Genomic DNA, 14876 nt, shown 5'->3' with positions numbered 1-14876 from the left:
CGTGCCGCCGCCCGGTTGTCAAACAGCCCTCATGAGCGCTTTCCTCGATATCGCCGCCGCTGCCGCACTTCTGCGTGAGGGAAAGCTGTGTGCCTTCCCGACTGAAACCGTCTACGGCCTGGGCGCCGATGCTACCAATGCCGATGCGGTGTTGTCGATTTATGAGACCAAGGGCCGTCCCCGGTTCAATCCGCTGATCGTCCACGTCGCTGATCTGGAAATGGCCAAGACCCTGGCCGAGTTCCCGCCGCTGGCGGAGCGGTTGGCTGAGTTTTGGCCCGGCCCGCTGACTTTGGTGCTGCCCGCAAGGCCGGGGAATGGCTTGGCGGATGTCGCCACGGCAGGGCTGGACAGTGTGGCGATCCGGGTTCCGAACCATCCTTTGGCGCTGGAGTTGATCCGGGCGGCCGGCCGGCCGTTGGCCGCGCCTTCGGCCAATCCGTCCGGGCGGCTGTCACCCACGACGGCCGAGCAGGTGGTGAGCGGGTTTGAGGGGCGTGTCCCGGTTGTGAACGGCGGTCCATGCACATCCGGCCTGGAATCCACCATTATCCGCGTCGATGGCAACCGCCTGATCCAATTGCGGGCAGGGGCCTTGGCCCGCTCCGAAATCGAAGCCGTTATCGGGCAGACGGTGGAACTCGCGCCCAAAGACAGCGCTATTGCCGCCCCCGGCATGTTGCTCAGCCACTACGCGCCGCGTGCGGCCGTGAGGCTAAATACGGTGCCGCAGGCTGGGGAGGCTTGGCTGGCCTTCGGCGCGTCGCCGTCATGGGATGGCCCAATGCGCAACCTCTCACCCTCAGGCGACTTGCGCGAAGCGGCGCGGAATTTGTTCTCGATGCTGCATGAACTGGATGCGTCGGGGGCTTCGTTGATCGCGGTGACGCCGATTCCGATGGATGGCCTGGGTGAGGCGATCAACGACCGGTTGGAGCGGGCAGCGGCTCCGAGATAACCGGCAGACGAGCACTGCCATCGACCTTAAACGACACCCCCTCCCAGCCTCCCCCGTCAAGGGGGAGGTGTCTGCCGGTGGGTGGCACTGCATTGAGTCTCAAGAGTTGAACTCGATTGGGACTCAAGAGTTGAGAGGCACCTCCCCCGTGACGGGGGAGGTTGGGAGGGGGTGACGGGGTAGCCCCGATCTGGCGGTCAAGCGTCCTTATTAATCCCGCACCTTATACGGCTTGCTTTCCCGCATGAACCGCATCAGCGCTTCCAGGTCCGGATCGCCGCCGGGCGGCAGAACCACCTTCAAATTCACGTACAAATCGCCGTCACCGTACAGCCCCTTGCCCTTGAGGCGGAGGGCCTTGCCGGTATCGACGCCCGGGGGCAGGTTCAGTTCGACCGAGCCGCCCAGCGTCGGCACGCGGATTTTAGTGCCCAGCACGGCTTCGTAGAGCGCCAGCGCCACGTCGGTGCGCAAATCGGCGCCGTCGCGGCGGAACTGCTTGGATTTCTGGAATTTCACCGTCACCAGAGCATCGCCGGCCTCGCCAAACGGATTGGGCGTGCCCTGGCCCTTGAGCCGGATCTGTTGGCCTTCCTCGACCTTTTCGGGCAGCTTGACGGACAGCACCTTGCCATTTGGCATACGCACCTGCACCGAAGCCGCGTTGTTCGCGTCCTCGAGTGACACCGCCGCAGTCACGATCACGTCCTCGCCCTTGCGGCCGCCGCCACCTGGTTGCTGCGCGGCACCCGCAAAGGGGTCCCATTGCGCGCCGCCCGGACCCGGACGTGCACCGCCGCGCTGCGTGCCGCCAAAGCCGCTCATGAATTCCTTGAGGATGTCTTCGGCCGAAAACCCGCCCTGGGCCGTGCGCCCGCCGCGTCCCGCGCCAGCGGCGCCCGGATTGAAGCCGGCAAACTTGGGATTGCCGTCCGCGTCGATTTCGCCACGGTCGAACTGGCCGCGCTTTTCGACATTGTTCAGCAGGTCATAGGCATGCGTTGCCTCGGCAAACTTCTCGTGTGCCGCCGGGTCTTCCGGATTCTGGTCGGGGTGGAATTTCTTGGCCAGCTTGCGATAGGCGGATTTGATGTCCTTCTCGCTTGCCGAGCGGGTCACCCCCAGCACGGTATATGGATCGCGCATCGTGTCCTGTCGATTGAGTCTTGGCGTTGCTTCGCCATGGTTTCCCGTCCTATATGGCGAGCGTCCCCCGCCTTGTCCAGTTTTACGGCTGTCATCATGTTGCAGACCCTGACCGAACGCCTGTTTGACGATGGCGATCGCACCGATCTCGATCCCTTTGCGCTGTTCGAGGAATGGTTCGCCCTGGCCCAGGAAGCCGAGCCCAATGACCCGCACGCGCTGGCCCTCGCCACCGTCGATGCCGATGGCATGCCCGATGTCCGCATGGTCCTGCTCAACCAGCGAGACGCCCGCGGCTTCGCCTTTTTCACCAATTTCGAGAGCGCCAAGGGCGAGCAGCTCCATGCCCATCCCAGCGCCGCCATGCTGATGCATTGGAAATCGCTGCGCCGCCAAGTGCGCGTGCGTGGCCCGGTCGAAGTCGTCACCCCCGCCGAGGCCGACGCCTATTTCGCCTCGCGCCACAAGGGCAGCCAGATCGCGTCGTCCGCGTCCGAACAGTCGCGTCCGCTCGATAGCCGCCAGACCCTGATGGACCGCGTCAAAACCCTTGAGTCGCAGATCGGCGATGGCCCCGTCACCCGCCCATCCCACTGGTCCGGCTTCCGCATCGTTCCCGTGAGCATCGAGTTCTGGAAGGACGGCCAGTATCGCCTGCATGACCGCGTCCGGTTCACCCGCAAAACCCCCGACGCCCCCTGGACCAATACTCGCCTCTATCCCTGATCAAGAAATCTCCCCCCGTCTTCCAAATCGCCAAGCGCTCGCATAGACAGTATGCGGGGCATCTGGGGACGCGTGATGGTCTTGGAGAATGAGCAGGAACGGCCGGTACAGGTCGTTTTTACCGGCACGCGCCGCGAAATGGCTGGCATTGTACTGCGCGGCTATGCGCTGATGCTGCCCACCATTGGCCTTTACCGGTTCTGGGTCACCACCTGGAAGCGCCGCTTCTACTGGTCCAATACTGAAATCCACGGCGATCCGCTCGATTACACCGGCCACGCCCTGCAATTGCTGATCGGCTTCATGCTGGCGCTGATCGTCTTCGTGCCGATTTACGCGCTGTTTTTCTACCTCTCCACCCAAAGCGGGGAAGTGGCCGTATCCGGCTACGCCGTCGTCGCCGTCGTGCTGTGGTTCCTCACCGGTTACGCCACCTATCGCGCCCGCGACTTCCGCCTCTCGCGCACCCTCTGGCGCGGCATCCGCTTCGATCAGGCCGGCAGCGCTTTCGGCTACGCCTTCCGCCGCTTCGGCTGGACCATCCTCATGCTGCTGACCCTCGGCATTATCTATCCTTGGATGGCCAGCAATCTCTGGCGCTATCGCTGGAACAACACCTGGTATGGCGACCGCCAGTTCAGTTTCACCGGCCGCGCCCGGGCGCTGCTCGGCCCCTATTATCTGGCCTATGCCGTGGTCGTCGTCGTGGGCAGCATTGGCGCCTTGACCAGCGCCGGCATGGGCGCCTTCACCCCCGGCGGCCCCAGCAATCCGCTCAGCGTCGTCCCCGGCCTCGTCGCCGCGCTGATCTGCGGTGCTGTCATCCTGATCTACCAGTCGCGCGAAATGACCCGCTTCTGGTCGTCCGTTCATATCGGCCCCTCCAACCTGGCCGTCACCATCCGCGCCCGCAGCCTGATCGGCCAATATCTACTGTTCGGCCTGGCGCTGCTGGGCATCTACATCGTCCTCGCCATCGGCGGCATCATCGTGCTCTTCATCCTCGCCAATGACGCCTTTGCCGGCGACCAGTTCGACATGGCCCTGTTCATGGGCCGTCTGCAGGGCAGCGCCGGCGTGCTGATTGCCGTGGTGATCGGCTATCTGCTGATCCTCGCCGCCTTCAGCTTCATGCATGAGCTGTTTATCGGCCTCGCCTTTTGGAAGTTGGTCGCCAACCACGCCACCATCAGCGACATCGCCTCCCTCCGCACCGTGCGCGCCCGCGGCGAAGACAAGACGCTGGCCGGCGAAGGCCTCGCCGATGCGCTCAATGTGGGAGCCTATTAATGAGCGTCTCCGCCCGCTATCAGGATGGCCTCGTCGCCGAAGTCATCGATGTCGCCCTCGATTACGAAAGCGTCGGCAGCGGCGGCAATCTGCTGCTTCGTGATCCCCAGACCAATGCCATCCTGACGCGCTGGGCCGCCGCCGATATCCACCCCGCCCATGGCCGCAAGGGTGAACTGCGCCTCAGTTCGGTCAGGGAAAACTCCGGCGCCCGCATCATCGTCACCGGCCCGGCCGAAATCGGCCAGGTCCGCGCCATGCTGCCCGATCTGACCACCAAGCAGGCCATGGAGTTCTCCAAGCAGGTGCGCATCGGCGTCATCGCCACTGTCGCCTTGGCCACCGTCATCCTCGCCTACCTCTATGGTGTCCCCTTGCTGGCCGCGCGCGTGGTCGATTACGTGCCGCCCGATTGGGAGCGCACCATGGGCGATACCGTCGCCACCCAGATGGAGGCCAGCCTCAAGGAAACCGACAATTTCGCCATCTGCGATCCCGATCCCAATAGTCTCGCCAACGCCGCCATAGCCCGCTTCGGCGCAGCCGCCTTGGGCACCGGCTCGCCCTTCACGCTCGATATCAAGGTGGTGCGCACCGATGTCGCCAATGCCTTCGCGCTGCCCGGCGGCAAGGTTTATTTCTTCTCCGCCCTGCTCGACCGCGCCAAGTCCCCCGATGAATTCGCCGGCGTCCTCGCCCACGAAATCGGACATGTCGTGCATCGCCACGCCATGGAAGGCCTGATTTCCAGCGCTGGCACCGGCGCGCTGGTCGGCTTCATCCTCGGCGATATGACCGGCATTTCCATCGCCGCTGGCCTCGGGTCCACCATGATCGACACCCACTTCTCGCGCGAAGCCGAAAGCCAGGCCGATGCCTACGCCGCCGAAGTCGCCAGCCGCATGGATTTCCAGCCTGCCGGCCTTGCCGATCTGCTCAACCGCGTCGCCGAAGACGACGATTTCAGCAAGGCCCTGGCCCTGTTCAGCACTCACCCGCTCACCGAGGACCGTCGCGCCCATCTGGAAGCGCTGACCCGGCAAACTCCCGCCGGGCTGGAGCCGCCCTTCACCCCCACCGAATGGAGCGCCATCAAGTCCATGTGCAGCGAGCCCCTCAAGGCTTCAGCACCAAAAAACAAGCTGGGGAACTAGAAATTCAAACGCTGGTTTTCTCGTACCATCTTGTGCTGCCCGGGTCATCGGCTGTCGCTCGACGCCCCCACCCACCGGGTCATTCCCGCGCAGGCGGGAACCTCCGTTTTCTTTCTGGCATCGTCAACAGCGGTTCCCGCCTGCGCGGCAATGACTCCGTATGAACCTGAAAATTTCGCCGATCGAAAACTTTATTCAAACTCGCGCAACACCTTGCCGCTACGCTAGCAAGGCTCAGGGAAACGGCTTTTGCGCATACTGATCCGAACATCGAAATGGGCCATTCTGGCGCGCCGCTTCGGCAGCCTGGCGGTTCCCCTGACCGTAATTCCTGTGTGGCTGCATCGTGAACACCTGATCCCCAGCGATATCTTCCTGATCGCGGCCGTGCTCGCGGCGCTGGTGGCGGCCTCGGCGGTCTGCATCGCGTTGCTGGCGCTGATCCGGCTGTGGCATACCGGCGATCAGGGCTGGGGCCGCACCTTTTCCGGTCTGCTGCTGGGTCTGCTCTGCCTCGTGCCCGTCGCCTATTTCACCATGCTGGCGGTTCGCTATCCGCCCGTCACCGATATTGCCACCACCGATCGCGGCCGCATGCCGCTGGTGCTCGAACCCGACACCACGCTGATGCCGCCGCCCAAGCTGCTGTCCAATGCGCAGATCGACGCCATCTTCCCCAATGTGCGCACCCGCACCTATCCGCTCGATGCCCAGCAAGCCTATGACATCGTGCTGCGGATGGTCACCGATCGCGGCTGGGACATTCGCCGCCAGCAGGCTCCCGCCTCGCCCACCGACACCGGCCGGATCAATGCCCGCATCGTCACCCTGTTCGGCTGGCGCGAGGAGGCCGTGTTGCTCATCACCGGCACCGCCAATGGCGTCAGCGTCGACATGCGCTCCGCCTCGATCAACGCAATCCACGATTTTGGCTCCAACGGCCAGCGCATCGAAGACTTTCTGGTCGCCCTCGATACCGAAGTCACCACGCTGCTGCGCGACAATCCCAATGCCGACCAGCCCGTCGAGGCCGATCCGGATGATGGTGGCGCTAACGATGCCGCTCCCGCCAACCAGACGCCAATTCCCAGTCAGCCCCCACCGGCCGAAAATCCCGCAGAGGTTGTCGATCGCGGCTGAGCTATCGACTTCTACTCCGCCTTGAGCCGCGCCCCGAACGGACCACGGCGGACAGTGATTTTGCCCAGCTCCTCCAGATATTCCACATGCGCGGTCACGGTCATGCGCGCCGCCATCCGCAGTGCCACGCCAATCTTCGGGTAAACCGCCGACACCACCTTGCCCAGCGTATTCGCCCCCGCCTGCACCGCCGCCAGCACCTGCTCGTTCCGCGCGTCCCGATGCGCCTTGAGCGCCCGCGCATAGTTCACGCCATCCGCAATCGGCCCGCCATGCGCCGGCACATAATGGGAAAATTCCAGCGCGATAACCTTGTCCAGCGACGCCAGATAATCTGCCATCGAACCATCGGGCACTGAGACCAGCGTCGAATTCCAGCCCATGACGTGATCGCCGCTCAGCAGCGTTGGTGTTCCCACCAGCCCGAGCGCCAGATGGTTGGCGCAATGCCCCGGGGTCTTGTGCACGCTGATGCCAACCCCACCGACCGTCAGCACCTCGCCATCGCCCAGCGTTCGGTCCGGTACCAAATCCCAGTCGCAGGAGTTCTGAATCGGATTGCGCTCGAAGCGCCGCAAGGGCCGCGACAGCCGGTGCCGTCCCTCGAACCACAATGGCACGGTCCACGCATCGGCCAGCCGCCGCGCCGAAGCGCTATGGTCGCGATGGGTATGGCTGAGGATGATCGCCTCGATTCTCCGCCCCGACACCGCGCGCTCTAGCGCCGCCTGGTGTTCGCCATTGTCCGGACCCGGATCGATCACCGCGACGCTGTCATGTCCGACAATAAAGCTGTTGGTCCCCGTGAACGTATAGACGCTGGCATTGGGCGCCGTAACCCGCACCAGGCCCGGCACGACGGGCACTGCCTCCCCAGTCTGCGGATTAAACTCGGTATTGAAGATCAGGGCCGGGGCCGGGGATGCCATTGCGCGAAATATTCCAAGCGATTATGAAGTTCGGGTTCTGAATCGAGATGCTCCCGGGAGGGGTGCCGGTTCATCAGATGCATGGAAGGTATAAAATGGCTGTGACTTTGACCACGCCCAATACATTGCTCGGCGCTTTCCAGCCGAAATCGGACGCCGCCAAGCTCGCCATGGGCCTTGTGACCGTCGTTCTCGGCACCGCGCTGCTGACTGTCGCCGCCAAGATCAACGTGCCCGTCTGGCCGGTTCACATCACGCTGCAGAGCATGGTTGTCGCCGCCATGGCTGCCGCTTTCGGCGCCCGCATCGGTGTCGCCACCGTGATGCTCTATCTGCTCGAGGGCCTGTCCGGCCTGCCAGTGTTCTCCACCGGCGGCGGCTTCGGCTACATCATGAGCCCGTCCTTCGGCTTCATCATCGGCTGGTTGCCGATGGCCTTCATCATCGGCATGGCTGCCGATCGCGGCGCTGCCCAGCGCCCCCTCACCATGTTCGCCACCATGCTGGTTGCCGACGCGGTCTCCTTCGCTTTCGGTTTCGCCTGGCTGATGGTTGTTGCCAACCTCATCGTCCAGGGCGGCGGCGCGCTGCCCGCCTGGCTGTCCGGCGGCAATCTGCTCACCGTGGCCTTCGATGGCGCCATCAAGCCGTTCATCATCTGGGACGTGCTCAAAATGGCTTTTGCCGCGCTGACCGTCACCGGTGCCTGGGCCCTGTTCGGCGCCAAGCGCTGATCCCAATACATCTGCCTGATCGAGGCCGGTCCTTCGGGGCCGGCCTTTTTTGTTGTGCCCGGGCGGAACCGCCTTACCCAGCGCACGTTGCTGCTGCAGTTCATCAGGAGAAGCGTCATGGGTATCATCTGGACGATCATTATCGGGTTTGTCGCCGGCATCATTGCCAAGTTCATCATGCCGGGCAGCAATGAGCCCTCCGGCTTCATCATGACCACGATCCTGGGCATCGTCGGTGCATTCGTCGCTTCCTATCTCGGCCAGGCCCTGGGCTGGTATGCGCCCGGCGAAGGCGCGGGCCTGATTGGTGCCGTCGTCGGCGCCATCATCGTGCTGTTCGTCTGGGGCCTGATCGCCCGCCGCCGTGTCTGATCCACGTTAGAGGAGAGTAAAAATGGCGAATAATGGAATGCCGTCCATGGTTGCCTTGCTCGGCCTGCTGGCCGTCGCTGGTTTCCAGAACCGTGACAAGCTCGGTGGCCTGCTCAACGGACTTGGCAACCAGCCAGCCGATCCTGCTAATCCAGGTCGTGCGACCGGGGGGCTCGGCGATATCCTGGGTGGCCTCGGCGGGGCGCTTGGCGGCGCCTCCGCTGGTGGCGTCCTCAGCGGCGGCCTCGGCGATCTCGTCGATCGCTTTCGCCAGACCGGGCGTGGCGCGCAGGCCGATAGCTGGATCGTTCCGGGCCAGGATAACGCACCTGTTCAGCCCGCCGACCTGGAAGAGACACTGGGCGAAGACACCATCACCGAACTGACGAAAAAGACGGGACTGTCGCGCGCCGATCTGCTCGAGCGCCTGTCCAAGACACTGCCCCAGGCGATCAATCACCTGACCCCCGAAGGCCGCCTCCCGACCGAAGCCGAAGCCCAGCGCCTGGCTGGCTAGACTTCGATCGCAACGCATTCGGCGAATCATGGTCAAACAAAAACCCCGGCCTCGCGAGAGGCCGGGGTTTTGATTGGTCGGAGTAGAGTGATTCGAACACTCGACCCCCTGCTCCCGAAGCAGGTGCGCTACCAGGCTGCGCTATACTCCGTCACTGGCGCAGGCCCGAAAGGCCTTGCGATGCGGCGGGTTATACCCGCGCTTCCCCTCCCGTTCAAGCGCTTCCACAGGCGAATTATCCTTGGCTCCGTCATTATTGCGAAGCACCCACAAACCGTGTAGGAACCGCGCCAGTTGGGGCGTCGCCAAGCGGTAAGGCAGCGGCTTTTGATGCCGCCATTCCCAGGTTCGAATCCTGGCGCCCCAGCCAACTTTTTCTAAGCTTTGAAATTAATGATAAAAGTACGCTCTTCTGCGCCGTAGTTTAGTCAGTGGCACGCCATTGGGGGACACGGGTAGGCCACAGACGCTTCCAATGGCAAATTCGAGTCGCGAAAGTGGCTGGTTGTTCGTCTGATGAGCAGCGCTGGGCGAAGTCGCCTTCGGTTGTGTTTGCAGACAAACGAGCCGGCAGAGGCGCGGTTTCTGGCGTCGCAGTGATGCGAACGCCGATCAGGTTCTTATGGCCGGGCCAAAGTCGATGACCATGGCGCTCATATCGTCCGCTCCAAGCGCCAAGACCAAATTGGCCGCAACCGCGATGGGAGCCACCGTCGCGAGAACTGCGGCTCTCAACGCACTTGGTTCCTTTGCTGGCGGCTGCGCAGCGGTCTTTAGCCGGCGGTTGTGACCGGTCCCAGACGTCCCAACTACTTCAGCAGCCCGGGTGACACTGAGCCCTGTAGCTGGCGCTGGAAGATGATGTAGGTGACGAGCACCGGCAGCACCGTGATCACCACCGCCGCGAACAGGGAGCCAAAGTTCACCGCATAGCCGGCCTGCGAGGCGAACGAGGCCATGCCCTGCGACAGCACGTAATTGTTGGAATTGGTGTTGAGTGCGATCGGCAGCAGGAACTGGTTCCACAGCCCGAGGAAGTTGAAGATCGCCACCGATGCGATGCCCGGCTTGGCCATGGGCAGCATGATGGTGAAAAAGATGCGCCACGGGCCTGCGCCGTCGATCATGGCCGCCTCCGCGACCTCTTGTGGCAGCGTCTTGAAGAAGGCGAACAGGAAGAACACCGTGAACGGCAGCGCGAAGGCCACATAGGTGATGATCAGGCCGGGAAAGGTGTTGAGCAGGCCAAAGCCCTTGAGCGTCTGGAACAACGGCACGACGGCCAGAAAGACCGGGAATGTCAGGCCGGCCAGCATCAGATAATAGATCACCTTGCTGCCCTTGAACTCGTAGCGCGCCAGGTAATAGGCACACATCGAACCGAGCAGCATGACGATGACGAGCGCGCAGCCAACGACGATGACCGTGTTGAAGAAATAGGTGCCGATGCTCGCCGAGGTCCAGGCCGACACGTAATTGTCGAAGTTGAAGCTGGTGGGCAGCGTGAAGGGCGACTGGAAGATTTGCGAGGTCGTCTTGAACGAGCTCATTAGCACCCACAGCAATGGGGCGCAGATGACCAGAACCCAGACGATCAAGGCGACGTGCGAAATCGTGGCGACGGTCGTGTCCGTCCAGATGGTTGCGCGCGTCACCGCGCGCTTGAACGGGACAGCAGCTGTTACCGGCGTCGCGACAGGCACGGTCCGCACGACAGGAGCAACCCGAACGACAGGCTCGGCTACCGTGCTCACCCTGACCGATTTGGGGGGGCGACCAGTCCACCAGAATACGAAGAACACCAGCGCGGCGAAGACCAGCGTGATGACCGCCAGCGTTGCGCCCATCGATGTCGCGTAGCCGAACTTGCCCTTCTTGAAGGCCGTGTTCAGCAGGTGCTGGGAAATCACCACGGTGGAATTGGCCGGGCCGCCGCTCGGGTTCAGCGCCTGCATGTAGACGAATGCGTCAAGCGCGAGGATGCCAAGATAGACATAGGCCGTGCGGATGCTGTCGCGGATCATCGGCACGGTGACACTGATCGCGGTGCGGAAGCGCCCGGCGCCATCGACGCGCGCGGCTTCATAGATCTCGGACGGGATGCCTTTGATGGCGGCGATGAACAGCACCATATAGAAGCCGACCATCGACCAGGTTATGACGAAGATCGAGGCGCCCATGGCCGTGCGCTCATCGCCGAGCCAGGCGAAGGACTTGAAAAAATCAAAGCCCATGCCGGTCAGAATGCCGTTCAGCAGGCCGCTGGACGGATCATACATCTGCGCCCAGAGGATGCCGATGACGATGGCGGGGACCGTGTACGGGAAAAACGAGATGACGCGGTAGATGCCGGAATGCTTGAGACCCCGGATTTCTCCACGGTTGGCGCCGCCGATGGTCACGAGGGTCGCCAGCGTCAGCGAGAGGATAATGACCAGCGGCGGCAGCACCAGGACCAGCACGATACTGTTATAGACAGCCTTGATGAAGACTGGGTCATGCATAAGCGCGACATAATTGGCCAGGCCGACGAAGTTCATTGACTTCGAAAAGCCTGACCAATCGGTCATGGAATAGTAGAAGGCCTGCACGAATGGCGAGATCACGAAAATAACGTAAATCGCAAGCGGCAGCCCGAGGAACACCAGCATGAAGCTGGCGTTCTCGAGGTTCCGCAACTTCCACCGTCGCTTGACGGCGGGAGCTCTCGCCATTGTGCCATCCATCACTTCACGACTACCTTAGTGACCGATGCGTCGTTGTAGACGGCATCGGTGATCGCCTGCAGCGCGGCGGTGAAGGCCGCCACATCGAGCTTGCCATCGAGGAAGCTGTTCCACGCCACTAGTTCGTCCTGGTTGGTGCCGTAGAGGTCGAACGAGTTCCAGGAAAACACGTCGTTGCCGGCATCGGCCAGCAGCTTGCTCTGCGAGACCAGCGCGGACGAGCCGAAACCGTCGGCGGGCACAGTGTCCTTGACGATGGTTGGCGCCAGCTTGGTCTTGGCGAAGTTCGCTGCCGCTTCCTTGGACAGCATGGTGCGGAGCAATTCCTTACCACCAGCAAGATTGAGGGCACCCAGCGGAATGATGAACGGCTCGCCGGCCGTGGAGTGAACGGCGGTCTTGGGCAGCTTGCCGTTGTCGGAGACAGAGAGCTCCGGCATGCCGGTCATCTTGAAGCCTTCCTTGGTGGCCGACTTCATCTCGTTCTCGATCCACGAGCCCGAGGGATAGAGCAGGAACGACTGGTCGTTCGACCATTGCGCCTGGGCAGCGGTAAACTGCGTGCCTGCGCCGCCCGGCTTGACCATGCCGCCCGAGATGATCTCGTACATCGCGCTCAAGACAGACTGCATGGCCGGAAGCGACCAGCAGCCGGGGGTGAAGTTGTCGATGGCCAGGCGCACTTCATCACCGCCCTCCTTGATCGCCGAGGCGACTGCGGTGGTGCGGTAATAGGTGGCGGCTTCCTTGCCCCAACCAAACAGGTAGATGTTCTTTTCCTTGGCCTTCTTGCCCAGTTCGATCGCTTCGGCCCAGGTGGTCGGCGGGGTCCAGCCGTTGGCCTCGAACAGGCTGGCGGAATACCAGATCGCGTAAACCGTCATGACGTAGTTGAGCGCGACAAACTTGTCGCCAAAGGTGCCGGGCAGTTCGACGCCGCCGACTAGCGTGTCGCGGATCTTGACGCCTTCCAGGTTCGGCGCATCGAGCACCGAATTCATATCCTCGAGCTGGTCGATAATGGCGCTGAAGCCGATAGCCTGGGCGCCGGAGTTGTCGATCAGATCAGGCGGGTTGCCGCCGAGGAAACGCGGCTGCAATTCCTGGGCGATCTGCGTCGACGGCGAGACCTTCACAGTGACGTTCGGGTGGTTCTTCTGCATGAGGGCGGCGGCGAACTCGACATAATCGATGCCGTAGCCGCCGTTGAAGATCACCGCATCGACGGTCGAGCCGTCGGCAAGGCCGAACGGATTGGCCGCGTCCTGCGCAAATGCGGCGGTGCTGAACGCCGTTGAACCGAGCAGGCCGGCAAACGGCGCCGTCGCTACAAGTGCCGTCGTTCCCTTGAGGAACGAGCGGCGATCGAAAGTGTCATTCATCCTAGTTCTCCCTGTTATAATTATTGGACTAGTTCACTCCACGTCGAACGCTCCCGCAAGCTGGTTATGCCTCCCTGCGGATTCGCGCGCCGTACAGATTCTCAAGAGCGGTGTTGTGCTCGTCGCCGCCCGGAATGTTCGCGGAAATGTAGACCGGGGGCGTTTTACCGCGTTGGCGCATCGTCTCGGCGACGCCGATGGTGATGCGCTGGGCGATAAAGGCTGCGGTGAGCGAGGATACGGCGCCGATGCCGATCCCACCCTGGAGCACCATCGTGCTGTCGCCGAAGGGCGCCAGATTGTCGATGGTAACGTCGGCGACCTCGCTGAGGCGTTTGCCGCTCGGATGCTTGGGCGTCACCTTCATGGTGTGATCGAGGCTGGTCAGCGCGATCACCTTGTGGCCGCGCGCCTTGGCGGCGAGCGCTACGCCCAGGATCGATCCGTTGACGCCGGAATTTGAGGCGATCATGAAAATATCGTTCGGCTGGACGTCAAACAACGAAATCAGGTTCTCGCCGACATTGGGGTCACGCTCGAATTCGGCGCCGCCCAGCGCCGAAATATCGCGCCCGCCGCGCAGCACCAGCGTGCGCAGCGCGATACGATTGGTGGCGATCAGACCGCCGGCGCGACCGGCAATCTCCATCGCGAAGGCCTCGGAGTGACCGGTGCCGAAGGCCTGAATGACGCCACCGGCCTCAAGCGCATCGGCGGTGAGCCTGACGGCCTCGTCGATCGCCGCATTCGGGCCCGCAAGGCGCTCGAGGCGGGTCGTGACTTCATGCAGAAACTGGGCGGTAAGGGTGGTCATAGTGAACTCGGTTCCTTGGGGCGTTCGGCCACCGCAAGACCTGCGGCGGACTGGGAAAAGGCGCCGCGGCGGAACGGCCGGCGCCGGGGCGCTACAGCGGCGCCGGAGGCGGCAAGCAGGCGGGTGGTGCGATCGTAGTCGAGCTGCGCGATCAGCAGATAGAGCAGGTCGACGACAAACAGCTGGCAGTGTCGCGCGGACAGGTCGGCGGGCTGTAAATAGCCATTGGGCGAGGCCGCGATGAGGACATCATGGGCAAGCTTGGCCAGCGGCGACGCCGGGTTGGCGGTGATCGCCACCGTATACGCACCGGCTGCCTTGGCGACCGCCAGCATCTGGATGGTTTCTTCGGTGCGGCCCGTGTTTGAGATACCGATGGCGACACAGTGCTGGTCGAGAATGGCGGCACTGGTGAGCCCGTCGTGGATTTCCGACCACGCGTGCACGCCGATGCCGATGCGATAGAGCCGCGCCTCGGTTTCAAGCGCGGTCAGTGCGCTGCCGCCAACGCCATAGACATCGAGGTGGCGCGACGCAACGATGGCCTTGGCGATGCGAACGGCGGTGGGGATGTCGATCAGGCCGGCCGTCGTCTGGAGTGACAGCATATGGGTGTTGAACAGGGCGTCGCGGATGTCCTCGGGTGGATCGTCCGGGCCAAAGGAACGGCCGATATCGGCGATCCAGGCGGCTTGGGAGCCACCCCGACCGACATCTTCGGCGATGCCAACACGCAGGTCGGAGAAACCCGCATAGCCAATCAGCCGGCAGAAGCGGGTGACGGTGGCTGCGGAAGTGCCGGCGCGCTTGGCGAGCTCGGTGATCGACAGAGCCAGCGGGGCCCTGGGATCAGCGATAAGCACCGCCGCAATCTTTGCCATCGTGACCGGCATCTGCGACTGATACGTCACGATGCGGTCCACCACGCTGAACGTCTTTGCTGCCCCAGTCATCGCATGTTACGAGCCTATATTGAAAATCAATCTCA

Annotated in this window: 14 protein-coding genes and 2 tRNA genes; 9 read left to right on the top strand and 7 right to left on the bottom strand. The window is 63.0% G+C overall.

All coding sequences use genetic code 11. From position 1 onward, the window contains the following. Positions 1 to 31: 31 nt before the first annotated feature. Entirely contained in the window at positions 32 to 958 is a 927-nt protein-coding gene (locus tag ABIB57_RS04055; RefSeq protein WP_354038629.1) for an L-threonylcarbamoyladenylate synthase, read from the top strand. A 210-nt stretch (positions 959 to 1168) separates the two neighbouring features. Here ABIB57_RS04055 and ABIB57_RS04050 read toward each other — a convergent pair whose 3' ends face one another. Then, positions 1169 to 2104: a DnaJ C-terminal domain-containing protein gene (locus tag ABIB57_RS04050; protein ID WP_354038627.1), complete on the bottom strand. Its 936-nt coding sequence runs from the start codon at positions 2102 to 2104 to the stop codon at positions 1169 to 1171. A gap of 96 nt (positions 2105 to 2200) precedes the next feature. Here ABIB57_RS04050 and pdxH point away from each other — a divergent pair, with 96 nt between their 5' ends. The 4 genes from pdxH to ABIB57_RS04030 all read left to right on the top strand — a co-directional run bounded on the left by pdxH (position 2201) and on the right by ABIB57_RS04030 (position 6414). Further along, the gene (pdxH, locus tag ABIB57_RS04045; RefSeq protein WP_354038625.1) at positions 2201 to 2830 is read left to right on the top strand and encodes a pyridoxamine 5'-phosphate oxidase; all 630 of its coding nucleotides are present in this window, start codon (positions 2201 to 2203) and stop codon (positions 2828 to 2830) included. A 75-nt stretch (positions 2831 to 2905) separates the two neighbouring features. Next, positions 2906 to 4120: a DUF898 family protein gene (locus ABIB57_RS04040; protein WP_354038623.1), complete on the top strand. Its 1215-nt coding sequence runs from the start codon at positions 2906 to 2908 to the stop codon at positions 4118 to 4120. Beyond that, on the top strand, positions 4120 to 5274 hold the full coding sequence (locus ABIB57_RS04035) for a M48 family metallopeptidase (protein ID WP_354038622.1): 1155 nt from the start codon (positions 4120 to 4122) through the stop codon (positions 5272 to 5274). Before ABIB57_RS04040 ends, ABIB57_RS04035 begins: the two co-directional genes overlap by 1 nt. A 249-nt stretch (positions 5275 to 5523) precedes the next feature. Continuing rightward, complete coding sequence (locus tag ABIB57_RS04030) at positions 5524 to 6414, top strand: DUF1499 domain-containing protein (RefSeq protein WP_354038620.1); 891 nt, start codon at positions 5524 to 5526, stop codon at positions 6412 to 6414. Positions 6415 to 6425: 11 nt separating this feature from the next. Here ABIB57_RS04030 and ABIB57_RS04025 read toward each other — a convergent pair whose 3' ends face one another. Then, positions 6426 to 7343, bottom strand: a complete 918-nt coding sequence (locus tag ABIB57_RS04025; RefSeq protein WP_354038618.1) for an MBL fold metallo-hydrolase — start codon at positions 7341 to 7343, stop codon at positions 6426 to 6428. 95 nt (positions 7344 to 7438) lie between these two features. Between ABIB57_RS04025 and ABIB57_RS04020 the strand changes: the two genes are divergently transcribed. From ABIB57_RS04020 to ABIB57_RS04010, 3 genes are all read left to right on the top strand, one after another. Then, complete coding sequence (locus ABIB57_RS04020; RefSeq protein WP_354038617.1) at positions 7439 to 8077, top strand: biotin transporter BioY; 639 nt, start codon at positions 7439 to 7441, stop codon at positions 8075 to 8077. A gap of 117 nt (positions 8078 to 8194) precedes the next feature. Then, entirely contained in the window at positions 8195 to 8449 is a 255-nt protein-coding gene (locus tag ABIB57_RS04015) for a GlsB/YeaQ/YmgE family stress response membrane protein (protein ID WP_354038615.1), read from the top strand. A 22-nt stretch (positions 8450 to 8471) separates the two neighbouring features. Continuing rightward, on the top strand, positions 8472 to 8966 hold the full coding sequence (locus tag ABIB57_RS04010; RefSeq protein WP_354038613.1) for a YidB family protein: 495 nt from the start codon (positions 8472 to 8474) through the stop codon (positions 8964 to 8966). Between the two features lie 74 nt (positions 8967 to 9040). Here the strand turns inward: ABIB57_RS04010 and ABIB57_RS04005 are convergent. Continuing rightward, positions 9041 to 9117 (bottom strand) — tRNA-Pro (locus ABIB57_RS04005). Between the two features lie 144 nt (positions 9118 to 9261). Here ABIB57_RS04005 and ABIB57_RS04000 point away from each other — a divergent pair. Further along, positions 9262 to 9336 (top strand) — tRNA-Gln (locus tag ABIB57_RS04000). 439 nt (positions 9337 to 9775) lie between these two features. Here the strand turns inward: ABIB57_RS04000 and ABIB57_RS03995 are convergent. From ABIB57_RS03995 to ABIB57_RS03980, 4 genes are all read right to left on the bottom strand, one after another. Next, positions 9776 to 11680, bottom strand: coding sequence for an ABC transporter permease (locus ABIB57_RS03995; RefSeq protein ID WP_354038611.1), 1905 nt, complete (start codon positions 11678 to 11680; stop codon positions 9776 to 9778). Positions 11681 to 11691: 11 nt separating this feature from the next. Continuing rightward, on the bottom strand, positions 11692 to 13074 hold the full coding sequence (gene ngcE, locus ABIB57_RS03990) for an N-acetylglucosamine/diacetylchitobiose ABC transporter substrate-binding protein (protein WP_354038609.1): 1383 nt from the start codon (positions 13072 to 13074) through the stop codon (positions 11692 to 11694). A 64-nt stretch (positions 13075 to 13138) separates the two neighbouring features. After that, positions 13139 to 13888 carry a sugar isomerase domain-containing protein gene (locus tag ABIB57_RS03985; RefSeq protein ID WP_354038607.1) on the bottom strand — a complete coding sequence of 250 codons (750 nt, stop codon included), beginning with the start codon at positions 13886 to 13888 and terminating at the stop codon, positions 13139 to 13141. Beyond that, positions 13885 to 14841 (bottom strand): MurR/RpiR family transcriptional regulator, encoded by a 957-nt coding sequence (locus tag ABIB57_RS03980; RefSeq protein ID WP_354038606.1) that lies wholly within the window; start codon positions 14839 to 14841, stop codon positions 13885 to 13887. Before ABIB57_RS03980 ends, ABIB57_RS03985 begins: the two co-directional genes overlap by 4 nt. Positions 14842 to 14876 lie beyond the last annotated feature (35 nt).

It is taken from the genome of Devosia sp. UYZn731 (assembly GCF_040546795.1).
Classification (GTDB): domain Bacteria; phylum Pseudomonadota; class Alphaproteobacteria; order Rhizobiales; family Devosiaceae; genus Devosia.
Note: the sequence above shows the minus strand (reverse complement) of the source record. Positions and strands in the feature narration are given on the sequence as shown.